Source organism: Curtobacterium sp. TC1, assembly GCF_019844075.1.
GTDB lineage: Bacteria > Actinomycetota > Actinomycetes > Actinomycetales > Microbacteriaceae > Curtobacterium.
In genome coordinates this window covers 2,406,764-2,432,578 of sequence record NZ_CP081964.1, presented here as the reverse complement: position 1 = coordinate 2,432,578, position 25,815 = coordinate 2,406,764, and the positions used below count along the sequence as shown (strand labels likewise).

Genomic DNA, 25,815 nt, shown 5'->3' with positions numbered 1-25,815 from the left:
CCGGTCCCTACGCCGTGACGCGGGCGCGGTGGTACTGCTGCGGCTCGTAGTCGACGGTCACGCCGAGTTCGGCGGCCACACGCAGCGGGAAGCCCGGGTCGCGCAGGAACTCGCGGCCGACCATCACGACGTCGGCCTGCCCGGTCGCGACGATCTGCTCGGCCTGGAAGCCCTCGGAGATCATGCCGACCGCGATGGTGCCGATGCCGGCGTCGCGCTTGATCGCCGCGGCGTGCGGCACCTGGTAGCCGGGGCCGACCGGGATCGGTGCGCTCGCGACGTTGCCGCCGGTCGAGACGTCGGCGAGGTCCGCGCCGTGCTCCGCAGCCCACCGGGCGACCTGCGTGGTCTCGTCGAGCGTGACCCCACCGTCCACCCAGTCGGTCGCCGAGAACCGGACGACGATCGGGAAGCCCTCGCCGACCTCGGCACGGACGGCGTCGACGACCTCGAGCAGCGCCCGGGCACGGTTCTCGAGCGACCCGCCGTACTGGTCGGTGCGGTGGTTGCTGAGCGGCGAGAGGAACTGGTGCAGCAGGTACCCGTGGGCTGCGTGGATCTCGACCAGGTCGAACCCGGCCTCGACGGCACGCCGAGCGGACTGCGCGAACGCCAGGGCGACGACCCGGATGTCCTCGGTCTCGAGCTCGCGCGGCACGGCGTACCCGTCGAAGGCCACGGCGGACGGGCCGACGGTCGACCAGCCGCCCTGGTCGGCGGGGACCGAGCCGTGCTCGGACTCCCACGGGCGGAACGTCGACGCCTTGCGGCCGGCGTGTGCGAGCTGGACACCGGCGGCAGCACCCTGCGCGTGCAGGAAGTCGACGATCGGCTTGAAGGCGTCGCGCTGCTGGTCGTTCCAGAGCCCGAGGTCCTGCGGGCTGATCCGCCCCTCCGGCACCACGCCGGTGGCCTCGACGACGACCGCGCCAGCCCCGCCCTTGGCGAAGCCGCCCAGGTGGACGAGGTGCCACGGGGTCGGCATGCCGTCCTGTGCCTCGGCCGAGTACTGGCACATCGGGGAGACCCAGATGCGGTTGCGGACCGTCAGGTCACGGATGGTGATCGGCTCGAACAGGGCGTGCGTCACGCGGGACTCCTCAGGGGACGGGCGCCGGCTCGGCCGCGAGTTCCGCCAGGAACGACCGCAGTGACGCCGACGACGTGTAGTGGTGGCCGACCGCCCCGATCGCTTCCGCGCCGGTGGCGTTCTCGGCCCTGTTGTCCACGAACACCATCTGCTGCGGCTCGATTCCCAGACGCGCGCAGGTGTCGCGGTAGATGGATGCGGCGGGCTTCAGGACGTGCTCCTCGGCGCTCACCACGACGGTCTCGAACAGCGAGCCCATCGGGGAGCGTCGGTACGGGTCACCGAAGTCGAAACCGGCGTTCGACAGCAGCGCCACCCGGGTGCCCGCGTCGTGCAGCTCTTCGACGATCGCCAGGGTCTCCGGTTCGACCTCGAACCACCCGGTGAAGTCGACGGCCCAGAACCGGTGGATGTCCGTGATGCTCCAGCTGCGTCCGACGCGCTCGCCGATCGCCTGCCAGTAGGCCACGACGGAGAGGTCCCCGCGGTCCAGGTCGTGGCGGAGTTCCTGGTAGACGGGGAACAGTTCGTCGGCCGGCACCCCCGTCAGCTCCACGAGTGCGTCACGCGACGCGTGCGGCGTCCTGCTGATCACCTCGCCGTAGTCGAAGACCACCACGCGACCAGGCAGGAACAGGCTCATGCGCTCCACCGTAACGTGGGGCCGGTGAACGACTTCGTGCCCGTCCAGCCGTCCGATGCCGCCGCGTGGGTCACCGCGCCGACGGGGGAGTCCACCAAGTACCGCCGTGGTGTGCTCGGCATCGCGACCGGCTCCGACCAGTACCCGGGTGCCGCGGTGCTCGGGATCGACGCCGCGGTGCACACCGGTGTCGGCATGGTCCGCTACGTCGGACCGTCGCGCGCCACCGACCACGTGCTCACCCGCCGCCCCGAGGCCGTGTCCGGCGTGGGACGCGTGCAGGCCTGGCTCGTCGGCTCGGGCATCTCGGCGTCGTCGCTCCGTGACCTGGACGACGTGACCGCCTCGGGCTTCCGGCACGCTTCCGACGACGGCGTGCCGGTCGTGGTCGACGCGGGCGCGATCCCGCTCGTCGACCTCGGCCCGCTCGCCGTCCTCACCCCGCACGCCGGGGAGCTCGCGTCGTTGCTCGGCGTCTCTCGCGATTCGGTCGAGCAGGGCCCGGCGGCCGCTGCCCTCCGTGCCGCCGAGCAGACCGGCAGCGTCGTGCTGCTCAAGGGCGAGCGCACGCACGTGGTCACGCCCGACGGATCGGTCCGGTTGGTGGCGTCGTCGGCGACGCCGTGGCTCGCGGCGGCCGGTGCCGGGGACGTGCTCGGCGGGGTGCTCGGGGCGCTCGTCGCCGCGCAGCAGGGGTCCGTCGAGGCTGCCGGATCGTCGCTGACGCCGTCGGACCTCGCGCACCTGGCCGCGTCGGCCGCGGTGGTGCACGGGTTGGCGGCGCGGCGGGCGTCCGGCGGCGGACCGTTCCCGATGACGGCGCTCATCGCCGAGCTGCCGGGGGTCGTGCGGGACCTGGTCGTCGAGGGCGACGCGCGCGGGTAGCGGTCGGTGCGGGCGCACCTTCCGACGATGCACGAGGTGATCGACGCGTGTTCCGTCGAAAGATGCGCACGCAACGGGTTCGTGCGCATGTTGCGACGAAACACCACCGGATCGACGGGTGGAAGGTCGCAACATGCGCACGCATGCGCGAGGGGGCGCGGCCCGAGACGCGAGCGGGGACGGACGGGAGGCCCGGTGCCAGCTGGCACCGGGCCTCCCGTCCGCCTGTCGCGTGCGTCACGGGCGTGACGCGCGTCGCGGACGTCAGCTCGCGGGGGTCGCGTGCACCAGGAACTCGACCGTGCCGGAGTCGTCGACCTTCACGAAGCCGAGGCTCGGTGCCTGCACTTCGTAGTCCGAGAACGTGACCGGGACCGAGCCGGAGATGTCGACGCCGTCGCCGTTCAGGCCGACCTGCAGGTCGGCGGTGACGTCCTTGGTGACGCCGTGCAGCGTGAGCTTGCCGGTCGCGGTGACCGTCGTCGTGTCCGAGCCGCTCGGGACCGCGTCGGCGATCGGCTCGGTGAGTTCGAACGTGGCCTCGGGGAAGGCGGAGGTGTCCATCGCGGAGTCGCGGAAGTACGAGTCGCGCTGGTCGGAGTCGGTGGCGATGTCGGCGACCTGCACGGTGATCGTCGCCTTCGTGATGCTCGTGCCGTCGACGGTGGCGCTGCCGGAGACGCTGTCGGTGCGGCCCGTGACGGTGACGTCGGAGCCGTTCAGGACCTCGTGCAGGCGGTAGCCGGCCTCGGAGTCACCGCCGACCGTCCAGTCGCCGGACAGGTCCGCGTCGTCGAGGGTGGAGGCCTGTCGGCTGGCGGCCACGGACGGTGCCGCCGAGGCCTTCGCGTTCTCGTTGCTGGTGTAGACGTTCGTCGCGACGATCGCCCCGATGACGCCGAGCACGACGACGGCGGCGATGACGGAGATCCAGATGACGGCCTTGCGGCGCTTGCGCGGACGTTCGGTGGTCACGAGCAAGACGGTGACACGTCATGGTTGGGGGAGCCTGGGATTCTCAACAGGTTCGGGTGTGCTCGCTGTCCGTGTGCTCGCTGCCGGCACGCCCGCTGCCGGTACGCTCGTTCGGTGCTGAGGACCGGGAACCCGTGGATCGAACGCGTCGGGTTCGTGGTGGCGTTCGCCGCCGTGCACGCGGCGCTGTGGTGGCTGACGGCCGTCTCGGCGAACCTGCCGCTCGGCGACGTCACCATCACGTACAGCCGGTGGATCGAGACCGGGCGGAGCGCGGACTTCTGGGTCGGTATCGACGGCGAGTGGGTCTACCCGATCCTGGCGATCGTGCCGATGGCCGCCGCGGCGCTCGGCGGCATCGCGTCGATCGGCTCCGGGTGGCTGCTGCTGATGGTCCTGCTCGATGCCGTGGCGTGCGCGTTCCTGTGGCGGTTCCGGGCGCGGGCCGTGCTCGGTTCGTCGGTGCGTGCGGGCAGCTCGTCGGCGGGCGGTGTGCGCGTCGTGTGGTGGTGGCTCGTCTTCCTGCTCGCACTCGGCCCGATCGCCCTCGGGCGCATCGACACCGTGGCGACCGTGTTCGCACTGGTCGGGGTGGCGTTCGTCGCCTCGCGGCCGGCGGTCGCCTCGGCGCTCTTCACCGCCGGTGCCTGGACGAAGGTCTGGCCGGCCGCGCTCGTCGCCGTGCTGCTGCTCCTGCGGAGGGGGCACCGCCGCGGCGTGCTGTCGGGGGCGCTCGTGCTCAGCGCGCTCATCGTGCTCGTCGACGTGCTCTGGGGCGGCGCGCCGTACCTCCTGTCGTTCATCGGTGAGCAGACCGGGCGTGCGCTGCAGATCGAGTCGCCCCTCGCGACGCCGTTCATGTGGGCGGCGGCGTTCGGAGCCCCCGGTGCGGCGGTGTTCTACGACCAGCAGATCCTGACGTTCGAGGTCTCCGGTGCCGGCACGCACGCCGCGGCCGCGGTCTCGACGCCGCTGATGGCCCTCGTCGTCGTCGCCGGTGTCGTCCTCGCGCTGTGGGCCGCACGCCGTGGCGCCCGACGGGCCGAACTCGCGCCGGTCCTCGCGCTGCTCTTCGTCGCCGCGCTCATCGCCACGAACAAGGTCGGATCGCCGCAGTACATCGGGTGGCTCGCCGTGCCGATCGTGTGGGGGCTCGCCGCCGGGACGCCGAGTGTGCGCCGCTTCGTGCCGATCGCGATCGCCGCGCTGCCCACCGCCGTGCTGACACAGCTGATCTACCCCGCGTACTACGACCAGGTGCTCACGCTGCAGCCGTGGATGCTCGTGGTGCTGACGCTGCGGAACGTGCTCGAGGTTGGGATCCTGGCGTGGACCGTGGTCGAGCTGGTGCGGATGGGCCGGGGCGCGGGCAGGATGGACGCATGATCGTCGCCTTCTCCGTTGCTCCGTCCGGTGGTCCCTCCGAACAGGCGGACGGCTCCGTGCACGACGCCGTCGCCGCGGCCGTGCGGGTGGTCCGCGAGAGCGGCCTGCCGAACCGGACGTCGTCGATGTTCACGGAGCTCGAGGGGGAGTGGGACGAGGTCATGGACGTCGTCAAGCGCGCCACCGAGGCCGTCGGCGCCTACGGCTCGCGGGTGTCGCTCGTGCTCAAGGCCGACATCCGACCGGGGCACACCGGGGAGATCGACGGCAAGCTCGAGCGGCTCGAAGCGGCGCTCGGCGAGGAGCGCTGAACCCCGCTGGCGTGCGCTGCGGCTGCAGCGCTCGGCGCTCGCGCTCAGCGCTTGACGCGCCGCCGTGCCCGGGTCCGACGGCGGGGGTCCGGCCCGAGCACCACGAGCACGGTGAGCAGCGCGATGCCGGCGAGCACCGCGATGAGCACGATCACCATGCCCATCGGGTCGGTGGCGTCCTCGCAGTTCGCGGGCGCGCCGGCGCGGCACGAGGCGAGCACGGTCGTGGTGAGGGTCACGTGCTCATTGAACAACGAGGACCCGCACGACACGCCGTCGCCCTCCCGGGGATGTCGGTGGTCGGGTGTCTCATGGCCCGTATCGAGCCACATCCGGTGGCCCCGAGACGACGAGGAGCGCGTGATGACCCACGACGGCTGGTGCCCTGACTGCGACTTGCGAACGGTCGTCATCGACACGGACGAACAGGGCGAGAACGCCTGGGCCACGTGCGCCGAGTGCGGCGTCGGCTGGACGCACCGTGACGAGCTGCCCGAACTCGCTCCCACATCGACGCGTCCCGTCCACTCGGAGCGTCAGGCGGCCTGAGCCACCTCGGCGGTCCGCGCACGGCGACTTCCGTTCGGCCTTTAGAGCGGTCTACACTGCTCGGACCGGATGGTCGTCGCCACCCGGACCGTCCCGTTCGCTGCTGAACCCGGACCGGCACCCCGTTCGGGCGTGGCCGCGCTGCCGATCGGCACGTGGACCGCGACGATCGCGGATCGCCCCCGCCGACACCGTCCAGCCGACACCCCGATCCGACGCCGCCCGTGCAGGACGTCGTCCGAGAACAGGCCCCATGTCACAGCTCACGCCTGCGCGTCGCACCGCCGCGCTCATCTCACTCGCCCTCGGCGGCTTCGCCATCGGGTCGACCGAGTTCGTCGCGATGGGCCTGCTGCCGAACATCGCACAGGCGCTGCTGCCGCAGCAGTACGGCCTCGACCCGGACGCCGGCATCGCGCACGCGGGCTGGCTCGTCAGCGCCTACGCGCTCGGCGTCGTGGTCGGTGCTCCCACCATCGCGGCGATGTCCGCGAAGTTCCCGCGCAAGGGTCTGATCCTCGTGCTGCTCGTCGGGTTCGTCCTCGCGACGATCGCGAGCGCACTGCTGCCGTCGTTCGGCCTGGTGCTCGTCGCCCGCTTCGTGGCCGGCCTGCCGCACGGCGCCTACTTCGGCATCGCGTCGATCGTCGCTGGCGACATGATGGGCCCGGGCAAGCGCGGCAAGGGCATCGCGATGGTGCTGCTCGGCCTGTCCGTCGCGAACGTCGTCGGTGTCCCCGCGATCACCTGGGTCGGCCAGCTCGCCGGCTGGCGGATCGCCTACGGCGTCGTCGCCGCACTGTTCGCGCTCACGTTCCTCGCCGTCGCGGCCTTCGTACCGAAGAGCGCCCGTGACGAGCACGCGACGATCGGCCGGGAGCTCCGTGCCTTCCGTGTGCCGCAGGTCTGGATCGTGATGGGCCTCGGCGCCGTCGGGTTCGGTGGGTTCTTCGCCGTCTACTCGTACATCTCGCCGCTCGTGCAGCACGTCACCGGCATGCCCGAGTCGTTCGTGCCGATCGTCCTGGTGGTCGTCGGCATCGGCATGGTCGTCGGTGGTGTGCTGGGCGGACACCTCGCCGACCACAGCGTGAAGCGCACGATCTACTTCGGGATGTTCTCGCTCATCGGCGCCCTGCTGCTCACGGTGCTGACCGCGCAGTGGCTCTGGGGCATGCTGCTCGGCGCGTTCCTGCTCGGGGCGACCTCGTCGGCGATCCCGCCGGCGGTGCAGTCCCGGTTGATGGACGTCGCCGGCGACGCCCGGACGATCGCCGCGGCGCTCAACCACTCGGCGTTCAACATCGGCAACTCGCTCGGCGCAGCACTCGGCGGCGCGGTCATCGCGGCCGGCTTCGGGTTCGTCGCACCGGGCTGGCTCGGCATCGTCCTCGCGCTGCTCGGCGTCCTCGTCACGATGGTCAGCTACTCGGTCGAGCGTCGCACCACGCGCCGTGCCGCCCTGCGCTCCCCGTCGCCGAGCACCGGCCCGATCACCGCGCCCGTCCCCATCCACTGATCGCGCGCAGTGGGCGGTCCCACGCACCGGACGGGAGGCCCGTGGCGACGCCGCCACGGGCCTCCCGTCCGATGTGGGGTGCGGGAGACCGCCCATGGTGAGCAGAAATGGTCGGGTCCCGTGATGGGACCCGACCATTTCTGCTCACGAAGCGGGCAAGCGCGCACGTGCGCCGCGCGCTACAGGCCCAGCGGGCCGCCGTCCTGCACGATGATGCCGTCGGTGATCGCACGCTTCCGGAGCGCGACCTTCGTGCCGACGTCGAACCCGGCGACGCGGTACTTCTCGCGGATGCGCTTGAGGTAGCTCTTCGCGGTCTCCTCGGAGATGCCGAGCTGGTAGGCGACGCTCTTGACGGGCTCGCCACCGCCGTACAGCGCCATGACGCGACGCTCCTGGGCGCTGAGCTTCGGCACGCCGCCGACGTCACCGCTGTTGATCGCCAGGTCGAGCTCTGCGGAGACGTACTGCTCGCCGCGCTGGGCGGAGCGGATCGCCTCGACGATCATGTCGGCGTCCTCGCTCTTCACCAGGTAGCCGAGGGCTCCGGCCCCCAGGGCCTCGCGCACGACGTTAGGCTCCGAGTACGTGCTCATCACGACCGTCTTCACCCCGGCGGTCTTGAGCGTCGAGATCTTCAGCGACACCGGGATGGAGTCCTTGAGGTCCAGGTCGAGCAGCACCACGTCCACCGGGAACGCCGGGCTCGTCAGGAGCTCGGGCCAGGTCGTGACCGCGGCGACCAGGGTGATGTCGTCGGCGGCGTTCCGGATCCACTCCGTGAGCGCGCCGAGGAGCATCCTGTGGTCGTCGACGAGTGCGAGTCGGATGGGTTCCTCTGGAGTCGCCATGCGGGCGTCCTTTCTCGGGGGCAGGTCGTGCCCGATCCTAGGAGGGAGGGGCAGGTGACACGGGCAGGCTGTCCGGGTGTCCGGCAGCTACATCGACGGATGTCGGTCCACGACGCAGTGCGCGACGATGTGGAGTGCGCCGTCGCGGACCGTCTCGGTGTACGGGCCGATGCGCTGCAGGGCGCTCCACGCGGTCGGGCCGAGCCTGCGGCGTTGGACACCGCGGGACTCGATCACCACCGGCACGTCCATCCGTTCGTCGGTGACGGGGTGGCCGTCGGACCCGACGGGCCCGAGCGTGACCGAGACGACCGGCAGGCCGGGGGTGGCGGTGCGGCCGTCGCCGACCATCTGCCACAGGGCCTGCAGCAGCCCGTCACGCTGGGCGGGGGTGAGGTGGCCGGCCAGCGCGCCGGGGTCGGCGACGCTCACCGAGCGGCCGAGGTGGTCCGACTCCGTGATCGCGTGGTAGAGCCAGGTCTCGCGACGGCCCTCGATGAGGTGCAGCCGGAGCTCGGTCGCGAGCGAGGCCGCGACGGAACTCGAGGCGTCCGACAGTGGCAGGGGATCGGTGCCGTTCGCGACGGCGTCGAGCAGCTTCTCGGCGGCCAGGTCGAGCCGGGCGAGCTCGTCCGAGGCGAGCATGCCGACGGCGAACTGCGGCGCCTGCACGTTGCTCTGCACGAGCACGCGGTCGAGTTCCCGCTGCACGAGCTGCCGGAACCGCTGCACGACGTACAGGGCGATCGACGGCGGCACGACGACCAGGGCGAGCAGGGACACGATGCCGGGCAGCGTGTCGTTCGTGATCGGGGTCGATGCGACGCTCATGCCGATGAACGCCAGGCCGAGCACCGCGATGGCGGCGGCGACTTCACGGGCGGGCCGGAGCGTGGCGATCGGCAGCAGTGCGAAGCCCGCGGCGATCGACGCCGACGCCGTGTGCGCGATGTCGTGCTCGGGCCAGATCCCGATGAAGTCGAGGGTCACCACGCACGCGAGCACGACGCAGATCAGCACGAACGCCAGTCCGGTCAACCGCTCGCCGTAGGTCAGCACGCTCAGGCCGACACCGACCGCGGCGACGAGGTAGAGCGCCCACGCGGCGGCGGGCAGCCACGGGTCGGAGAACTCGGACCAGCGGACCAGGAAGTACACGATGCCGGACACGGCCTCGATCGCGGTGAGCACCGCGGCGCCGAGGCCGAGGTAGCCGGCACCGAGCGAGGCGCCGGGCTTGGCGGCCTGGCGGAGCGACCGTGCGCCCGTCGAGGTCGAGGGGAGTCCGCGGGCCTGCCGGCGTTCGCTGGTGCGGTAGCGCTCGCGCGCTTCGCGGCGGGTGCGGGGCGGCTGCTGGCCGCTGGACTCACCGGGCAGGCCGCGGCTGATGGTGTCCTCGGGGACCCGGGTCATCGCGGTGCCTCCAGGACGACGGTGGTGCCGGAACCCGGCGCGGAGAAGAGCTTGGCGTCGCCGCCGACCTCGCGCAGACGGCTCACGACGCTCTCCTTGAAGCCGAGTCGTTCGGCGCTGACGGTGGTCAGGTCGAACCCGACACCGGAGTCCGTGACCATGGCGCGCACCATGTCGTTGTCGTGGACGATCGTGACGTGCGCCTCGCCGACACCGGCGTGCCGGCGGACGTTCTCGAGGCACTCGCCGAGCGCCAGCAGGAAGGCGTCGAGCACGTGCGACGGCAGCAGCACCTGGCCGGTGCCGTGCCAACTGACCTCGAGGCCCATCCGGCCGAAGCGCTGCTTCACCGACTCGAGGGTCTGGCCGAGCGGCGACTCCTCTTCGCGGGTGAGCGAGTAGTCGCCGGACTGCGACGGCTGCGGGGTCGCGCCGAGTCGCAGGTGGCGCAGGAGCCGGGCGTCCTCGGCGGCCTGCTCGCGCATCGCCTGCTCGGAGACCCCGACGCCCGAGTGGGCGAGGAGCGTGAGCGTCGCGAGGACCGTGTCGTGCAGCAGCCGAGCGCCCTGCCGCCGCTGCGCCTCGGTCTCGCTCGCCTGGCGTTCGGCGCGGTGCGCGGTGCCGATGCTGTAGATCCGTCGCGCGACGCGGGGGATGCTGCGCGAGATCCAGACGGCCACCACCGCGATGAGCACCCAGCCGAGCAGGGCGCCGCTGACGGGCGTCGACAGGAACCCGCCGGTCGCCCAGACCATCACGACCACGACGACACCACCGGCGGCGATCGTGAGCCCGAGGCCGACCGGCTGCCCGCGCTGCGCCATCAACGGTGCGGACAGCGAACCGCCGGCGAGTGTCATGACGGCGCTGGCGACGAGCGGGCGGACCGACTCGTCCGCCCCGGAGAACAGGACCGCGAGGGACGCGAGCCCCGTCACGAGGATCGCGGCGGTCCACCACACGGAGCCGCTGCGCCCGAAGAACACGAACGAAGCCACCATCGCGGCGATGCAGAGCAGGGCGCCCACGAGCGGCAGAGCGGGGACCGCGGCGGCGGAGACCACGCCGACGACGCTGACGAGCGCGCAGACGATGCCCACGACACGGGTCGTCGCCCGCAGCAAGCGGTCGCGTTCCTGTGCGATGAAGTCCATCGATGTCCTGGTTGGTGACGAGCTGGTGTGACGGGTCGTGCGGGGAAACCGAGCCTCGTTCAGTCCGGGCTCGCAGCCATCCAACCACGGGCGACACCCGTTGGGGGGTGTTCGGCGCGCCGCCGCGCGTGATGCGGCGCAGCCGCGCGCGTGCCGTGGTGCGTGCCGCGCGCGCCGCGCTCAGTCGTCGAGCAACCGCCGCAGGTGCGCGCCGACCTGCTCGTGCTCGATGAGGAACCCGTCGTGCCCGAACTCGCTCTCGATGACGGCGGCCGTGTCCCCGTCGACCGTGTCCGGGACCCCGGCGGCGATCCGGTGCTGGTCCTCGATCGGGAACAGCCGGTCGCTCGAGATCCCCACGACGAGCGTGCGCGCCGTCACGAGTTCGAGCGCCGCCGCGACACCGCCCCGCCCCGCGCCGACGTCGTGCGAGTCCATCGCGTGCGTGAGCGTGATGTACGACGATGCGTCGAAACGCCGGGTGAACTTGTTGCCGTGGAAGTCGAGGTAGCTCTCCACCGAGAACCGCCCGTCGTCGCCGAGCGGTGAGACGTCGCTCTGCCAGGACCGGGCGAACCGGCCGTTCAGCTCGTCGGACGCCCGGTAGGTCATCAGCGCCATCCGCCGCGCGAGCGCCAGCCCGCGGTGCGGTCCCTCGCCGGCGTGGGCTTCGTAGTAGTCGCCGCCGGCGAACGCCGGGTCCATCTGGATCGCCGAGCGCTGCAGCGAGTTCGCCGCGATCTGGTCCGCCGTGGTCTGCGCCGTCGACGCCAGCACCGCCAACCGCTGGACGCGCGCGGGGTGCGACACCGCGAACTCGAGGGCGTGCATCCCGCCCATCGACCCGCCGACGACGGCCGCGAACACGTCGATGCCGAGTCGGTCGGCGAGCTGGCGCTGCACCTCGACCTGGTCGCGGACGGTGACGAACGGGAACCGCGAGCCCCACTCGACGCCGGCGGGGGACACCGACGACGGCCCCGTCGTGCCCTGGCAGCCACCGAGCATGTTCGGCGCGATCACGAACCACTCGTCGGTGTCGATCGCCAGGCCGGGGCCGACGACGTCGCCCCACCAGCCGGCGGTGCGGTGTCCCGGACCGGGAGCGCCGGCGACGTGCGAATCGCCGGTCAGGGCGTGGAAGAGCAGGACGGCGTTGTCCCGTGCCGGGTTGAGCGTGCCCCACGTCTCGTAGGCGACGCGCACGGCCGGCAGGCGGCCGCCGCGCACCCACTGCTCGCCGAGGGACACGAAGTGCCGCGCACCCGGGTGGTCGCCGGGGCGCCAGGCGCCCGTGACGGGCGGCTTGCCGAGGGTGCCGAGTTCGGCGCCGGGCACCAGGGTGGACGGCACGGAGTCCTCAGGGGTCGTCTGCCAGTCCATGGTGGGTCCAGTCTGCCGGGAGGCGCGGCTCGCCGCCGCCGTGTTACGTCACGTCCGCCCCCTGGCCGGGTCGCAGGCCGCGCTCGCCGTTTGCTTGCGTGCGCATGTTCCGACATCGTGCGCGTTGTTCGACTCGCGGATCGTCGCACCATGCACACGCACCGGATGCGTGCGCAACCAGCGACGTCCCACGAGTCGATCGACTCGTGGGACGTCGCAACATGCACACGCATCGAGCGCGCCGTGCCTCGGTGCCCGGCGGACGCTACGCGCGCTGCCCCTCCTGCGAGACCGCACGGGCCGCGGCGAGTCCGGCCTCGAGGTCGGCCTTCAGGTCCTCGATGTTCTCGATGCCGACGGACAGCCGCACCAGGCCCGGTGTGACCCCGGTGGTGAGCTGCTGCTCGGGCGTGAGCTGCGAGTGGGTGGTCGACGCCGGGTGGATCACGAGCGAGCGCACGTCGCCGATGTTCGCCAGGTGCGAGAACAGCTGCAGGTTGTCGACGAACGCCTTGCCCGCCGGCACCCCGCCCTTGAGCTCGAACGACAGCACGGCGCCGACGCCCTTCGGCGCGTACCGGTTCGCCGCGGCGTACCAGGGCGACGTCGGCAGGCCGGCGTAGGCGACGGTGGCGACGTCCGGGTGGCGGTCGAGCCACTCGGCGATCTCCTGCGCGTTCGACACGTGGCGCTCGATGCGGAGCGACAGGGTCTCGATGCCCTGCAGCAGCGCGAACGCCGTGTCCGCCGAGTTCGACGCCCCGAGGTCGCGCAGCAGCTGCACGCGCGCCTTCACGATGTAGGCGAGCTCGTTGCCGACCGCCTCCGCGAAGACCGCACCGTGGTACGACGGGTCGGGCGTGTTGAACTCCGGGAACTTGTCCGGGTGCTGCGACCAGGCGAACTTCCCGCCGTCGACGATGATGCCGCCGATGACGGTGCCGTGGCCACCGAGGAACTTCGTCGCCGAGTGCACGACGATGTCGGCCCCGTGCTCGAACGGACGGATCAGGTACGGCGTCGCGATGGTGTTGTCGACGATCAGCGGGATGCCGGACTCGTGTGCGACGTCGCTGACGCCGGTGATGTCGAGGACGTTGATCTTCGGGTTGCCGATGGTCTCGGCGAAGAACAGCTTCGTGTTCGGGCGGACGGCGCGCCGCCACTCCTCGAGGTCGTCCTGGTCCTCGACGAACGTCGTCTCGATGCCGAGCTTCGCCAGCGTGTACTTGAACAGGTTGTACGTGCCGCCGTAGATCGACGACGACGACACGATGTGGTCGCCCGCCCCCGCGATGTTCAGCACGGCGTACGTCTCCGCCGCCTGACCGGACGCCACGAGGAGTGCGCCGCTGCCGCCCTCGAGCGCCGCGATGCGCTGCTCCACGACGTCGTTCGTCGGGTTCATGATCCGGGAGTAGATGTTGCCCGGCTTGGCGAGGGCGAACAGGTCGCGGGCCTCGTCCGAGTTCGCGAAGACGTACGAGGTCGTCTTGTAGATCGGGGTGGCGCGGGCGCCCGTGGTCGGGTCCGGCTGTGCGCCGGCGTGGACCTGGGTGGTCTCGAACCGCCACTGCGCGGCGTCGTGCTCGGTCATCTTGGTGCTCCTGTCCGGTGCGGCTGGTCGTCGGGTCGCCCTGCGCTCGGCCTGGAGGCGCGGCGCGGCTGTGCGTCGGGTGTCACGGTACGCAGGTGGTCGCGCTGGTACCAGCGCACCCGCCTCGGGACGTAACGCGCACGCCCGACGCGCCACGGGCCTCCCGTCCGAGCCTGCGCGCTCGTCTGACGGCGGCGACCGAGCGGGGACGTCACCGATCGCGGCGGAACAGCCAGCCGACGTTCGGTTCCAGCAGCCAGCGCATCCCGCGCCGCACGAAGGGCTGGGCGAGGAAGAGACTGACCGCGCAGGCGATCGCGACCATCAGCAGCACGAACGGCCACGCGGAGTGCGGGCCGGCGAGCACACCGGACTCGCGGATCGGGTAGAGCACGAAGGTGTGCAACAGGTAGACGTACATGGTCGCCGCACCGAACTGCGTGAGCCAGATGTTCCGGCGGGGGATGAGCACCAGGAACGACGCGGTGAGCAGTGTCGCGAGCAGCATCAGCCCGAACCGGACGGCGCCGGCCCACCAGGCGTCCTCGCCGAGACCCGAGTACGAGTCGTCGTAGAAGAACCAGTGGTGCAGGTCGAACTCCTTGAACTGCGGGATCCACACCGCGCACGACACGGCCCACGCGGCGAACACGACACCGGCGGCGACACGCACCCGGACGACGGTGCGACGCGAGGCCTCGTACCAGCGGTCGAAGAGCCCCCACTGCTTGACCTGCCACCCGAGCAGGAAGAACGGCAGCAGGCTGATCGCGCGTGAGAGGGACAGCGTGGAGTCGACGTTGTCGAAGTACCCGACGCCGATGCTGAACACGACGGCCCAGAACAACGGCCACCGCAGCTGCGCCAGGTACGGCAGGATCAGCTTGAAGATGCCGAGGGCCAGCAGGAACCACAGGGTCCAGGTCGGCTGGGTCGGGTTGAAGTCCTTGCCGCCCTCGACGATGCCCTGCACCACGGTCCAGATCGTCTGCATGATGATGTACGGCACGACGATGTCGGTGATCGTGCGGCGCATGCGCTTCGCCGTCGGGGTGTCCGCCGACGAGAAGTACCCGCTGATCACACCGAACGCGGGCATGTGGAACGCGTAGATGAACGTGTAGAGCGCCAGGGCGTGCTCGCTCGCCGTCGTCTGGCGCTGGATCGCGTGACCGATCACCACGAGCGTCACGGCGACGAACCGCGCGGTGTCCCACATGGGGATACGGCGCGGTGCCCGGCCGGGTTCGAGCTGCGTCGCCGGGGCCGAGGGTGCGGGAGGGGCGGCATCCGTCGTCATCGTCGGTCACGTTACCGGATCGTGACCTGGGAGGGTCGGTACGGTGGGGGTCCGGGGCGAGCAGTCGTCCCGGAACCGGGGCGATCAGTCGCCCGGTCACCGACCCAGGAGGCAGATCACATGGCAGCACGGCGCGCAGTCGTCACCGGAGCGAGCTCGGGCATCGGGGCGGCCACCGTCCGGCTGTTCCGGTCGCGGGGCTGGGACGTGCTGGCCGTCGCCCGCCGGGTGGCGAAGCTCGAGGCGCTCGCCGCGGAGACCGGGGCCGAGGTCCTGGTGGCGGACATCACGAGCGCTGCCGACGTCGAGGCGCTCTCCGCACGCGTCGCCGAGCTCGGCGGCGCCGACGTCCTGGTGAACAACGCCGGTGGCGCGTTCGGCTCGGCCAGCGTCGAGGAGTCGGACGTCGACGACTGGCGTGCCATGTTCGAGGTCAACGTGATCGGCACGAAGCGTGTCGTCGCTGCGCTGCTGCCGCACCTGCGGGACCGTGCCCGTGCGACCGGTGGAGCCGACATCGTCACGGTGACGAGCACGGCCGGGTTCGTGGCGTACGAGAACGGTGGCGGCTACAACGCCGCGAAGTTCGCCGAGCACGCCCTGGTCGGCGCGCTCCGGCTCGAGCTGAACGGCGAACCGATCCGCGTCGTCGAGATCGCCCCCGGACTGGTGAAGACCGACGAGTTCGCGCTCACCCGGTTCCGCGGCGACGAGCAGAAGGCCGCAGCGGTCTACGACGACGTGCCGGGCCCGCTCGTGGCCGACGACGTCGCGGAGGCGATCGTGCACGCGGTGGAGCTGCCGGCGCACGTGAACCTCGACCTGGTCACGATCCGGCCGGTCGCGCAGTCGGCGCAGCACAAGCTCGCGCGCGGAACGCTCACGCCGCGCTGAGCCGCCACGCTGATCCCCTGCGCAGCGCCCACGCTGATCCGCTGCGCAGCGCCCGGGCGGTGACCACGGGTCGCGGGCGCGGGGTCCCTGCCGGTACCGTGGTCGGATGCCGATCAGCAGCGAACCCGAGCCCACGGCGCCGGCTCAGTCGACCGTGACCGTGACGAGCGGGCCCGAGGTGCTCGGATGGTTGGAGTTCGGTGACGCCGCACGCCTGCTCGCGAAGGACGTGCTGTCCTCCGGCTTCGAGCCCGAGGTCGTCGTCGCCGTCGCCCGTGGCGGGCTGATCATCGCCGGTGCCGTGGCGTACGCGCTCGGCACCAAGGAGTGCGGCTCGATCAACGTCGAGTTCTACACCGACGTCGAGCAGCGCCTGGAGGAGCCCGTCGTGCTCGCACCCGCGCTCGACGCCCCGAGCCTGGCCGGTAAGCGCGTGCTCGTCGTCGACGACGTGTCCGACTCCGGTCGGACCCTGCGCCTGGTGGTCGACATCATCCGGAACGCCGGTGCCGACGTCCGCAGCGCGTGCCTGTACTCGAAGCCCGGCACCGTTCTCGAGCCCGACCACGTCTGGCGCCGAGTCGACGGCTGGATCACGTTCCCGTGGAGCGCCCTCGCACCGGTGACGGCCGAGTCGTGAGCATCCACCTCGTCGGCGGCGGACGCTTCGCCGCCTCGGACGCCGCAGCGCCCTTCCTCGCCGAGGCCACCGCACGGTCGGCTGCCGTCGGCCGGACGGTCCCGCGCATCGCCCTGCTCTCCGTCGCCGGCCCCGACGGCGGCAGCCCGTCGTCGACCGCCGACATCGCCGGGGTGCTCGGTGGTGCCCGCGCGGCCGAGGTCGTCGTGACCGAGGTCGCGGCCGGCCAGGTGTTCGACACGACCGTGCTGAGCGACGTCGACGCGCTCGTCGTCGGTGGCGGCGTCACGCCCGACTACCTCGGCGCGATCGCCCCGCTCGTGGACCAACTCCGGTTGCTCGTCGCCGACGGTCTGCCCTACCTGGGCTACTCCGCCGGCGCGATGATCGCCGCCGACCGCGCGCTCGTGGGCGGCTGGCGCATCGGCGGCGTCGAGATCTGCCCCGAGGAAGCCTCCGAGGGCCTCGACGAGGTCGAGCTCCGCGAGGGCCTCGGCCTGGTCGACCTGACCATCGACGTGCACGCGGTGCAGGCCGGCACGCTCGCCCGTCTCATCGCGAGCGCCGAAGCCGAGTTCGTCACCGCCGGCCTGGCGATCGACGAGGACACCGCACTCGTCGTCGGCGAGGGCGCGCTCGAGGTCCGGGGTACCGGCAGCGTCTGGCGCGTCATGGCCGGCGAGGAGTCCGTGGCCGTCGCCACGATGGGCGCGTAGCCGTCGTGGAACCACGACCGCTCGCCGACCTGGTCGACCCCGGCTGGGCGTCGGCGCTCGCTCCGGTCGAGGACGACGTGCACCGCATGGGTGCGTGGCTCCGCGACGAAACTGCGGCTGGCCGTACCTACCTGCCCGCCGGCGCCGACGTGCTCCGGGCCTTCACCACGCCCTTCGACGCCGTGAAGGTGCTCGTGGTCGGGCAGGACCCCTACCCGACGCCCGGCCACCCGATCGGACTGTCGTTCGCCGTCGATCCCGCGGTCCGCCCGGTGCCGCGCAGTCTGGCGAACATCTACAAGGAGCTCAGCGCCGACGTCGGCGTGACCCCACCCGCGCACGGTGACCTGCGCGCGTGGTCGGACCAGGGCGTCCTGTTGCTCAACCGGGTGCTCACGGTCCGTGCGGGCGATGCCGGCAGTCACCGCGGCAAGGGCTGGGAGGCCGTCACCGACCAGGCCGTCCGCGCACTGGTCGGCCGGGGGACCCCGCTCGTCGCCGTGCTCTGGGGTGCGCAGGCCGCGTCCGTCCGGCCGCTGCTCGGTGACACCCCGGTGGTCGCGTCGGCGCACCCGAGCCCGTTGAGCGCCTCGCGGGGCTTCTTCGGTAGCCGTCCGTTCTCGCAGGTCAACGCGCTGCTCGAGGAGCAGGGCGCGACGCCGGTCGACTGGTCGCTGCCCGGGCGCTGACGCGCCGCGCTCGCCCCGGGCGCTGACGCGCCGCGCTCACTAGGCTCGGGTCCGTGCTCGAGGAGGAATACCAGCGACGGCGGGTCCTGCCGCGACACCTGCGTGCCCGTCCGGCGAGCGAGACCGCGTTCGAGTACCGGATCCGTGCCGCCGAGGTGAGCGACCTGCCCGACGTGCGTGAGATCCACACGCACTACGTCCGCAACTCGTCGGTGACCTTCGACCCGTCGGCATTCACCTTCGCCCGCTGGAAGCAGCGCTACGACGACATCCGGAAGCGCACGCTGCCGTTCCTGGTCGCGGAGAACCCCGCCGGGCAGATCCTCGGCTACGCGCTGGTCGACGCCTGGAACCCGCGCGACCGGTCGAACCGCGTGGTCGAGGACTCGATCTACCTCGGAGCGGCGTCCGGCGGCAAGGGGCTCGGGCGTGCACTCATGGAGGCGCTGCTCGACGAGTGCCGGTCCGCCGGGGTCCGCGAGGTCGTCGCAGTGATCGCCGACCGGCAGGCCGAGGCCTCGATCCGCCTGCACGAGCGGCTCGGCTTCGAGGAGGTCGGTCGGATGGGCAAGGTCGGCTACAAGTACGACCGGTGGCTCGGCACGGTGACGATGCGCCTGCGGTTGCGCGGCCCGCGCCTCTTCGCGCGCAGGTAGTAGTCGGGCCGTCGTCCGTCGTCCGTCGTCCGTCGTTCGGTCGCGTCTCGGGCCGCGCCGAGGTTCCGAAATCTGCGCATCTCGGCGTGCGATCGCGCGCGTTGTGGAACCTCGACGACCAGCGCACGGCGTGTTGTGGAACCTCGACGACCAGCGCACGGCGTGCCGCCCCTCGCCCGCCCCCGCACACCCCGTCAGGGCAGCGGGGCCTCGGCGATGAACTCGTCGCGCGTCACACCGACGAGCGCCGTCGTCGCGGCTGCGGCAGCGGCACCGTCGCCCGCGACGAGCGCGTGACCGACGGCCTCGTGCCGGAGGGCGGCCTCGCGCGTCCAGCGCGTGATGGTGTCGCGCGACTCCGAGGTGCGGGTGCGCAGCAGCGCCTCGACGGTGCCCGCGAAGTGCGCGAAGACGGCGTTGCCGGACCCGGTGAGCAGGGCGCGGTGGAAGCGGACGTCGGCCTCGAGGTACGCGCGGCTGTCCTCGCGCGCGCAGGCGGCGAGCATGTCCTGCGCGGCGTCGAGGACGGCGGACGCCCCGGAGCCGCCGGCGGTGAGCGACGCCGCGACGGGTTCGACGCCCAGCCGCAGCTCGAGCAGTTCCCGCTGCTGCTCGAAGTACGCGGGCGACGCGCCGCGCCACCGGATGACCGTCGGTGCGAGCAGTTCCCACGACCCGATGCCGAGCACCTGCGTGCCGACGCGCTGCCGGGGTTCGACGAGGCCGAGCGACTGCAGGACGCGGAGCGCCTCGCGGACGACCGACCGGGACACGCCGAACTCGTCCGCCACGAGTTCGGGGCGGACCACCGTGCCGGGCTCGAGCGCGCCGTCGACGATGCGCTGCCCGAGGGTGTCGAGCACGTGGGCGTGCAGTCCGCGTGCTTGGGGCATCGTTCCTCCATGCAGTACGTGTCGCGCGGTCGGCGTGACGTCGGTCCCATCGAAACGGCAGACTGCGTCCGAGGGCGGATGGCGCGCGGCGGATCGTCGTATAGTCTGATTAATCAGATTATTGAGGGTCGGCTCGTGCAGCGCCAGCCGCCCTCGACACCAAGGCGACGGAGCCGCGCGGCAGCGGCTCCAGGAAGGGGCACCGATGCCTCACGCTCCAGTCCACGCGCTCGCGCACCCCGTCGGTGCGGTCCTCGCCGCCGAGGGTGGCGGCACCGAGACGGTCGACCCGTCCGGCCCGATCCCGCAGCTGATCATCGCGGCCCTCGTCGGCATCGTCGTGATCATCGCGCTCATCACCTGGCTCAAGGTGCACCCGTTCATCGCGCTCGTGATCGGTGCCCTGGGCGTCGGCATCGGCGCGGGGCTCGCGCCCGACAAGGCGGTCACGAGCTTCGGCAACGGCTTCGGCGCGACGATGACGAGCGTCGGCATCCTGGTCGGCCTCGGGTCGATGTTCGGCAAGATGCTCGTCGACTCCGGTGCTGCCGACCGCGTGGTCGACACCCTCGTCCGCAGGTCGTCGAAGGCCGCGCTGCCGTGGACGATGGCCCTGATCGGTGCGCTGATCGGCCTGCCGATGTTCTTCGAGGTCGGCCTCGTGCTCCTCATCCCGATCATCGTGCTGGTCGCCAAGCGCAGTTCCGTGCCGATCATGAAGATCGCCGTCCCCGCCCTGGTCGGCCTGTCGACGATGCACGCGTTCGTCCCGCCGCACCCCGGCCCGCTCGTCGCCATCTCCACCGTCGGCGCGAACCTCGGCACCACGCTCGCCTTCGGCATCGTGCTGGCGATCCCGGTGATCGTGCTCGCCGGTCCGGTCTTCGCGCAGTTCGCGGCGCGCTGGGTCGACATCCCGGCCCCCGACCTGTTCGGGTCGCGTGGTTCGGACTCCGGGGCGGCGTCCGGTCCGCAGGACCCCGCTTCGGGCGGACGGGAGGCCCGGCGCGGCCCCGCCACGCAGGACACCGCGTCCCTGCCCAACGGCAAGAGCGACTTCACGCGCGTCATCAGCGAGCCGCGCAGCCCGTCCTTCACCGTCGCGCTCGTCGGGATCCTGCTGCCCGTCGTCCTCATGCTCGCCCAGGCCATCCGCGAGGCCACCATGCCCGACGCCGCCGGCTCGTGGGTGAGCCTGCTCGACTTCCTCGGGTCGCCGATGATCGCGATCGGCATCGCCGCGATCTACGCGATGGTCTTCTTCGCGATCGGCGGCGGCATGGACCGGTCCGCCGTGGCGAAGTCGCTCGAGAGCGCACTGCCCCCGGTCGCCGGGGTGCTGCTCATCGTCGGTGCCGGCGGTGGCTTCAAGCAGGTGCTCATCGACACGGGCATCGGCGGGGTGATCGCGGACGCCGTGAAGGACTCCGGCATCTCGGTGCTCCTCGTCGCCTGGGTCGTGTCGGCCCTGGTGCGCGTCGCGACCGGGTCGGCCACGGTCGCCACCGTCACCGCGGCGGGCATCATGGCGCCGATCGCCGCCGACCTGTCCTCGCCGATGACCTCGCTGCTCGTGCTGGCGATCGGTGCCGGGTCGGTGTTCCTGTCGCACGTGAACGACGCCGGGTTCTGGCTCGTCAAGGGGTACCTCAACACCACCGTGGGGCAGACCTTCAAGACGTGGACGGTGCTCGAGTGCCTCATCTCGGTGCTCGGTCTGCTCGGGGTCCTGCTGGCCGGGGTGTTCATCCGATGAGCGGCGACTCCGCTCTGGATGCGCGCGTCCTGGTCGTCATGGGGGTCTCCGGTTCCGGCAAGTCGACCGTCGCGGCGATGGTCGCCGAGCAACTCGGGTGGGACTTCGCCGAGGGCGATGCGATGCACCCGCAGGCGAACGTCGACAAGATGCACGCCGGCACACCGCTCACCGACGAGGACCGCTGGCCGTGGCTCGACGTCGTCGCCGGCTGGATCCGCGGGCACCTCGACGCCGGGACGCACGGTGTCGTCACGTGCTCGGCACTGAAGCGGTCGTACCGCGACGTGCTGCGGGCGCCCGGCGTGGTGTTCGTGCACGTGGCCGGTGACGGCGCGTTGATCGAACAGCGGATGTCGCAGCGGTCCGGCCACTTCATGCCGACGTCGCTGCTGCAGTCCCAGCTTGCGACGCTCGAGCCGCCGCAGGACGACGAGGCGCACCTGACGATCGCCGCCGACCGTACTCCGGAGGAGGAGAGCGCCGAGGTCGTCGAGCGGCTCGGGCTCGGCGTCGGCCGCTAGCTGAACCGGATCGGGGTGCCGACCGGCAGGGCGGCGAGGGTGCGGGTCATCTCCGCTGAGATCCGCACGCACCCGTGCGAGCTGCCGGTCGGGTCGGGGTAGTAGTGCAACGCGGTCAGGGCCGCGTTGCCGCCGTACGACGGGATCCGTGACGAGTGCGCCCCGGTCAGGATGATCGGGTTGCCCTGCGTGTAGGTCACACGGGTGTCCACGTACGCCGCTTCGACGTAGGTGGCGGTGTCGGTCGGCGTGGGGTCTTCGGGAGTGCCGAGCCGAGCAGCCTCGGTCGCGGTGACGTCGCCGCTCCGGGTGACGACCGACACCGTGCTGCGGGCGACGTCGACGTGGATCATCCGGTCGGTTTCGGCGATGGTGAAGTCGGCGGCCCTCGCCCAGGCGAACGTGGCACTCGACGCGTCCGGGTCGCCGCCGTCGCCCGGGGTGCGGTTCCGGGCGGGGGTCGAGACGAGGAGCATGCCGCCGTCGACACCCGGAGACCGGCCCCAGACGGCGGTGGCGGCGGGCAGGTCGATCGTCGAGACCCGGTGCGAGAGCGTCGCCACCGGACGCGCGCGGCTCGACGGGCTGGCGTACAGGGCCACGAGGTCGTGCCGCGGGGTGGCGATCTGCCAGGTGTCCGCGGGGCGGACGTCCCCGCCGTCGAGGAGTTCGGGGACGACGCCGTCGTGGAACGCCAGGGGCAGTGCGGCGAGGGCGGCGGCCGACGGGGCTCGGGGGACGGCTGCGAGCGTCGGGGTGGAGGTCGGCGTCGGCGCCGCGGTCGGCGCGGCCCGTGCGGCGCGGCTCGGGTCGGCGTCCGGCCGGTCGGCGGTCACCCCCACGACGACGATGGCCGCGACGGCGACCGCAGCGGCGCCCGCGGCCACGGCGATCCAGCTCCTGCGTCGCATCGGCATCCCCCTGTGCTCCTGGTCCAGCGTGCGCTCGTCGTCTGGGTGTGTGCTCGTGGTGTCGGTCAGCGTTCGGTGACGTGGCCGGCGTCGACGTGCCACTGCCGGTCGAGGCGGACGGTCTCCAGCATGCGCCGGTCGTGCGTGACGAGCAGCAGGGTGCCGTCGTAGGAATCCAGCGCCTGCTCGAGCTGCTCGATCGCCACCAGGTCGAGGTGGTTCGTCGGCTCGTCGAGCACGAGCACGTTCACCCCGCGGGCCTGCAGCAGCGCGAGTCCGGCGCGGGTCCGTTCGCCGGGGGAGAGCGCCGACGCGGGACGCCCGACGTGGTCCGCCTTCAACCCGAACTTCGCCAGCAGCGTCCGGACGTCCGCGGTCGTGTACTCGGGGACGATCGCCTCGAACGCGGCGGCGAGGGACTGGTCGCCGGTGAAGGCCGCGCGGGCCTGGTCGACCTCGCCGACGGCGACGCTCGATCCGAGCGAGGCCGTGCCGGTCGTCGGCACCTGCTTGCCGAGCAGCGCACGCAGCAGCGTGGACTTGCCGGCGCCGTTCGGTCCGGTGATCCCGATGCGGTCGCCGCCGTCGACCTGCAGCGACACCGGACCGAGGGCGAAGTCGCCCTGCGTGAAGGTCGCGTCGGACAGCGTTGCCACGACCGCGGACGACCGCGGTGCGCTGCCGATCGTGAACTCGAGCTGCCACTCCTTGCGTGGTTCCTCGACCTCGTCGAGCCGCGCGATGCGGGACTCCATCTGCCGCACCTTCTGCGCCTGCTTCTCACTCGACTCCGAGGCGGCCTTCCGGCGGATCTTGTCGTTGTCGGGGGCCTTCTTCATCGCGTTGCGCACGCCCTGGCTCGACCACTCGCGCTGCGTCCGGGCGCGGGAGACCAGGTCGGCCTTGGTCGCGGCGTAGTCGTCGTACGCGTCGCGCTTGTGCTGCCGGGCGATCTCGCGCTCCTCGAGGAACGAGTCGTACCCGCCGCCGAACAGCCGGTTGGACGACTGTGCCAGGTCGAGCTCGAGCACGCTCGTCACCGAGCGCGCCAGGAACTCGCGGTCGTGGCTGACGAGCACGACGCCGCCGCGCAGGCCCCGCACGAATCCCTCGAGCCGGTCCAGCCCGTCGAGGTCGAGGTCGTTCGTGGGCTCGTCGAGCAGGACGATGTCGAAGCGCGACAGCAGCAGCGCCGCCAGTCCGACCCGGGCGGCCTGCCCACCGGACAGCGTGGTCATGAGCGAGTCCGGTCCGACACCGTCGTCGTCGGCGCCGGTCTCGAGCCCGAGGTCGGCCAGGACGGCGGGGATGCGGTCCTCCAGGTCCGCGGCGCCCGCGGCGAGCCAGCGGTCGAGCGCCGTCGAGTAGCGGTCTGCGGCGGCGTCACCGGCGTCCGGGTCGCCGAGCGCGGCCGCCGCGGCGTCCATGGCCTCGGTCGCCTCGGCCGACCCGGTCCGGCGGGCGATGTACCCGGCGACGGTCTCGCCGGCGATCCGCTCGTGTTCCTGGGGGAGCCAGCCGACGAACGCGTCGGTGGGTGCGAGCGACACCGTGCCGGCCAGGGGCTCGTCGACGCCGGCCAGCAGCCGGAGCAGCGTGGACTTGCCGGCGCCGTTCACGCCGACGACACCGATCACGTCGCCCGGCGCCACGGTGAGGTCGAGGGAGTCGAACAGCGTGCGTGCGGCGTACCCGCCGGACAGGCCCTTGGCGACGAGCGTGGCGGTCATGCGCCAATCGTCCCACGTGGCGGAGCGCGCACGGCACCGTGCTCAGAGTGCCCGGGACTCCGGGTGCAGCACACTGGTGGGATGGGACCCTGCGTCTTCTGCGCGATCATCGCCGGCGACGAACCGGCCGTCTGGGTCGAGCGCGAGGAGCACGCCGTGGCGTTCGCGCCGCTGCCCGGGTCCGCGCTCGCACCCGGGCACACCCTGGTCGCGCCGGTCGAGCACGCCGACGACCTGCTCGGCGCCGCACCGCTCGCGCTGGCTGCGACCGTCGCGCTCGCGCAACGTGTCGCACGGGCGATGCGGGGCGCGCTCGGCGCCACCGGCACCGTCGTCCTGCAGGCCTCCGGCGCCGATGCCGGGCAGAGCGTGCGGCACCTGCACTTCCACGTCGTGCCGTGCTGGCCGGACGACGGCACGACGCACTGGCCGGAGCCGCCCTCGGCACACGTCGTCGACGGTGACCCGCACGCACTCCTCGCCGAGATGTTCGAGTAGCCGATCCCGGGCAGCGGTGCGCGGAACGGAGTGGAGTGGGCGCTGCACCGTCACGCCGTCCCACCGACACCTCCAGGAGCACACCATGACCACGAAGATCACCCTGATCATCGACAACCCGGCCGACCCGTCCGCGTTCGAGCAGTCCTACGTGGAGCTCGAGTCCCTCGCCGCGAAGCTGCCGGGCCTGCAGCGCCTCGAGGCTGCGAAGGTCTGGCCGAAGGAGGACGGCACCCCGACCCCGGCCCACCGCACCCTCGACCTGTACTTCGCCTCGTACGGGGACGCGTCCGACGCGGTGGCGACCGCCGAGGCCGGCGCGTTCTTCGAGCGGCTCGGCGGGACGGGCGCCACGTTCACCGGCCTGTTCTCCGACATCGAGCACGAGTAGCACCGACGGCCGGGCTGGGTCTCGGGCTGAGCGACACTCCTCGGGTCCGGAACCGCGAGGACTGTCGCTCAGCGCGAGTCTCGGCTCGGCACCGGCGTCAGCCTGCCCGCGCCGAGCGGGAACGGGCCGGCGTGGTACTCGAGTACGGCCGCGTCGCCGACGGACAGCGTCGCTCCACCGAAGCGCCATGCCCGGTTGAACAGGTACACGCCGATCACGGTGCGGCCGTCGTCCGCGACCGCCCACGTGCCGGTACCCCACTGCGCCGGGTGCCCGACCCCGTCGATCGTGACGGTGGGGCGGGCGGACCAGGTGAGCAGGGGGCGAGCGAGCCGGAGCTCGATCCGGCGCTTCGTCGTGCCGGAGGGGAGAGTCGTGTCCACCTCCGCAGGATAGGGCCAGCGGACCCGCCGCCAGCGCGCCCGTCCACCCGCCGCCAGCGCGCCCGCCGCCGGCGCACC

27 protein-coding genes are annotated in these 25,815 nt (G+C 72.1%); 13 read left to right on the top strand and 14 right to left on the bottom strand.

Features of this window, described 5'->3' with window-relative positions; translation table 11 throughout:
• Positions 1-7: 7 nt before the first annotated feature.
• Both KZI27_RS12590 and KZI27_RS12585 read right to left on the bottom strand, forming a co-directional pair.
• Complete coding sequence (locus KZI27_RS12590) at positions 8-1,090, bottom strand: NADH:flavin oxidoreductase/NADH oxidase (RefSeq protein WP_222657894.1); 1,083 nt, start codon at positions 1,088-1,090, stop codon at positions 8-10.
• A 10-nt stretch (positions 1,091-1,100) separates the two neighbouring features.
• Positions 1,101-1,733, bottom strand: coding sequence for an HAD family hydrolase (locus KZI27_RS12585; protein WP_222657893.1), 633 nt, complete (start codon positions 1,731-1,733; stop codon positions 1,101-1,103).
• Between the two features lie 24 nt (positions 1,734-1,757).
• On the opposite strand from KZI27_RS12585, the gene KZI27_RS12580 reads away from it, so the two are divergent.
• On the top strand, positions 1,758-2,618 hold the full coding sequence (locus KZI27_RS12580) for an NAD(P)H-hydrate dehydratase (RefSeq protein WP_222657892.1): 861 nt from the start codon (positions 1,758-1,760) through the stop codon (positions 2,616-2,618).
• Between the two features lie 264 nt (positions 2,619-2,882).
• Here KZI27_RS12580 and KZI27_RS12575 read toward each other — a convergent pair whose 3' ends face one another.
• Positions 2,883-3,593: a YceI family protein gene (locus tag KZI27_RS12575; protein ID WP_261783891.1), complete on the bottom strand. Its 711-nt coding sequence runs from the start codon at positions 3,591-3,593 to the stop codon at positions 2,883-2,885.
• Positions 3,594-3,707: 114 nt separating this feature from the next.
• Between KZI27_RS12575 and KZI27_RS12570 the strand changes: the two genes are divergently transcribed.
• On the top strand, positions 3,708-4,979 hold the full coding sequence (locus tag KZI27_RS12570; protein ID WP_222657891.1) for a hypothetical protein: 1,272 nt from the start codon (positions 3,708-3,710) through the stop codon (positions 4,977-4,979).
• Positions 4,976-5,290, top strand: a complete 315-nt coding sequence (locus KZI27_RS12565) for an MTH1187 family thiamine-binding protein (RefSeq protein ID WP_222657890.1) — start codon at positions 4,976-4,978, stop codon at positions 5,288-5,290. The genes KZI27_RS12570 and KZI27_RS12565 overlap by 4 nt, the downstream gene beginning before the upstream one ends.
• Before the next feature lie 44 nt (positions 5,291-5,334).
• On the opposite strand, the gene KZI27_RS12560 is transcribed toward KZI27_RS12565, so the two are convergent.
• Entirely contained in the window at positions 5,335-5,529 is a 195-nt protein-coding gene (locus tag KZI27_RS12560; RefSeq protein WP_222657889.1) for a hypothetical protein, read from the bottom strand.
• A gap of 563 nt (positions 5,530-6,092) precedes the next feature.
• Here KZI27_RS12560 and KZI27_RS12555 point away from each other — a divergent pair.
• On the top strand, positions 6,093-7,358 hold the full coding sequence (locus tag KZI27_RS12555; RefSeq protein WP_222657888.1) for an MFS transporter: 1,266 nt from the start codon (positions 6,093-6,095) through the stop codon (positions 7,356-7,358).
• A gap of 179 nt (positions 7,359-7,537) precedes the next feature.
• Here KZI27_RS12555 and KZI27_RS12550 read toward each other — a convergent pair whose 3' ends face one another.
• The 6 genes from KZI27_RS12550 to KZI27_RS12525 all read right to left on the bottom strand — a co-directional run bounded on the left by KZI27_RS12550 (position 7,538) and on the right by KZI27_RS12525 (position 15,056).
• Entirely contained in the window at positions 7,538-8,209 is a 672-nt protein-coding gene (locus KZI27_RS12550; protein WP_123312345.1) for a response regulator transcription factor, read from the bottom strand.
• Positions 8,210-8,296: 87 nt separating this feature from the next.
• Positions 8,297-9,622, bottom strand: coding sequence for a hypothetical protein (locus KZI27_RS12545; protein WP_222657887.1), 1,326 nt, complete (start codon positions 9,620-9,622; stop codon positions 8,297-8,299).
• Positions 9,619-10,776, bottom strand: coding sequence for a sensor histidine kinase (locus KZI27_RS12540; protein WP_222657886.1), 1,158 nt, complete (start codon positions 10,774-10,776; stop codon positions 9,619-9,621). The genes KZI27_RS12545 and KZI27_RS12540 overlap by 4 nt, the downstream gene beginning before the upstream one ends.
• Positions 10,777-10,956: 180 nt before the next feature.
• The gene (locus KZI27_RS12535; protein ID WP_222657885.1) at positions 10,957-12,159 is read right to left on the bottom strand and encodes a homoserine O-acetyltransferase; all 1,203 of its coding nucleotides are present in this window, start codon (positions 12,157-12,159) and stop codon (positions 10,957-10,959) included.
• Positions 12,160-12,424: 265 nt separating this feature from the next.
• Positions 12,425-13,756 carry a bifunctional o-acetylhomoserine/o-acetylserine sulfhydrylase gene (locus KZI27_RS12530; RefSeq protein WP_222657884.1) on the bottom strand — a complete coding sequence of 444 codons (1,332 nt, stop codon included), beginning with the start codon at positions 13,754-13,756 and terminating at the stop codon, positions 12,425-12,427.
• 211 nt (positions 13,757-13,967) lie between these two features.
• Positions 13,968-15,056 (bottom strand): acyltransferase family protein, encoded by a 1,089-nt coding sequence (locus KZI27_RS12525; RefSeq protein WP_194647913.1) that lies wholly within the window; start codon positions 15,054-15,056, stop codon positions 13,968-13,970.
• Positions 15,057-15,176: 120 nt separating this feature from the next.
• On the opposite strand from KZI27_RS12525, the gene KZI27_RS12520 reads away from it, so the two are divergent.
• From KZI27_RS12520 to KZI27_RS12500, 5 genes are all read left to right on the top strand, one after another.
• Positions 15,177-15,950: an SDR family oxidoreductase gene (locus tag KZI27_RS12520; RefSeq protein WP_222657883.1), complete on the top strand. Its 774-nt coding sequence runs from the start codon at positions 15,177-15,179 to the stop codon at positions 15,948-15,950.
• A 106-nt stretch (positions 15,951-16,056) separates the two neighbouring features.
• Entirely contained in the window at positions 16,057-16,590 is a 534-nt protein-coding gene (locus KZI27_RS12515) for a phosphoribosyltransferase (RefSeq protein ID WP_261783890.1), read from the top strand.
• On the top strand, positions 16,587-17,306 hold the full coding sequence (locus tag KZI27_RS12510) for a Type 1 glutamine amidotransferase-like domain-containing protein (protein ID WP_222657882.1): 720 nt from the start codon (positions 16,587-16,589) through the stop codon (positions 17,304-17,306). The genes KZI27_RS12515 and KZI27_RS12510 overlap by 4 nt, the downstream gene beginning before the upstream one ends.
• Before the next feature lie 5 nt (positions 17,307-17,311).
• Entirely contained in the window at positions 17,312-17,995 is a 684-nt protein-coding gene (locus tag KZI27_RS12505; RefSeq protein ID WP_222657881.1) for a uracil-DNA glycosylase, read from the top strand.
• Positions 17,996-18,048: 53 nt separating this feature from the next.
• Entirely contained in the window at positions 18,049-18,651 is a 603-nt protein-coding gene (locus KZI27_RS12500) for a GNAT family N-acetyltransferase (protein ID WP_222657880.1), read from the top strand.
• A 194-nt stretch (positions 18,652-18,845) separates the two neighbouring features.
• Here the strand turns inward: KZI27_RS12500 and KZI27_RS12495 are convergent, their stop codons facing one another.
• Positions 18,846-19,544 carry a FadR/GntR family transcriptional regulator gene (locus KZI27_RS12495; protein WP_222657879.1) on the bottom strand — a complete coding sequence of 233 codons (699 nt, stop codon included), beginning with the start codon at positions 19,542-19,544 and terminating at the stop codon, positions 18,846-18,848.
• Positions 19,545-19,749: 205 nt separating this feature from the next.
• Between KZI27_RS12495 and KZI27_RS12490 the strand changes: the two genes are divergently transcribed.
• On the top strand, positions 19,750-21,300 hold the full coding sequence (locus tag KZI27_RS12490) for a GntP family permease (RefSeq protein WP_222657878.1): 1,551 nt from the start codon (positions 19,750-19,752) through the stop codon (positions 21,298-21,300).
• On the top strand, positions 21,297-21,824 hold the full coding sequence (locus KZI27_RS12485) for a gluconokinase (protein ID WP_222657877.1): 528 nt from the start codon (positions 21,297-21,299) through the stop codon (positions 21,822-21,824). The genes KZI27_RS12490 and KZI27_RS12485 overlap by 4 nt, the downstream gene beginning before the upstream one ends.
• On the opposite strand, the gene KZI27_RS12480 is transcribed toward KZI27_RS12485, so the two are convergent.
• Positions 21,821-22,735: a L,D-transpeptidase gene (locus KZI27_RS12480; protein ID WP_222657876.1), complete on the bottom strand. Its 915-nt coding sequence runs from the start codon at positions 22,733-22,735 to the stop codon at positions 21,821-21,823. The genes KZI27_RS12485 and KZI27_RS12480 overlap by 4 nt on opposite strands.
• 65 nt (positions 22,736-22,800) lie before the next feature.
• Positions 22,801-24,465 (bottom strand): ABC-F family ATP-binding cassette domain-containing protein, encoded by a 1,665-nt coding sequence (locus KZI27_RS12475; RefSeq protein WP_222657875.1) that lies wholly within the window; start codon positions 24,463-24,465, stop codon positions 22,801-22,803.
• Between the two features lie 81 nt (positions 24,466-24,546).
• Here KZI27_RS12475 and KZI27_RS12470 point away from each other — a divergent pair, with 81 nt between their 5' ends.
• Together KZI27_RS12470 and KZI27_RS12465 are read left to right on the top strand one after the other, a co-directional pair.
• A complete protein-coding gene (locus tag KZI27_RS12470; RefSeq protein WP_222657874.1) occupies positions 24,547-24,963 on the top strand; it encodes an HIT family protein in 417 nt (138 codons plus the stop codon).
• 85 nt (positions 24,964-25,048) lie between these two features.
• Positions 25,049-25,354: an EthD family reductase gene (locus KZI27_RS12465; protein ID WP_123312361.1), complete on the top strand. Its 306-nt coding sequence runs from the start codon at positions 25,049-25,051 to the stop codon at positions 25,352-25,354.
• Positions 25,355-25,422: 68 nt separating this feature from the next.
• On the opposite strand, the gene KZI27_RS12460 is transcribed toward KZI27_RS12465, so the two are convergent.
• Positions 25,423-25,737: a hypothetical protein gene (locus KZI27_RS12460; protein ID WP_222657873.1), complete on the bottom strand. Its 315-nt coding sequence runs from the start codon at positions 25,735-25,737 to the stop codon at positions 25,423-25,425.
• Between the last annotated feature and the right edge of the window lie 78 nt (positions 25,738-25,815).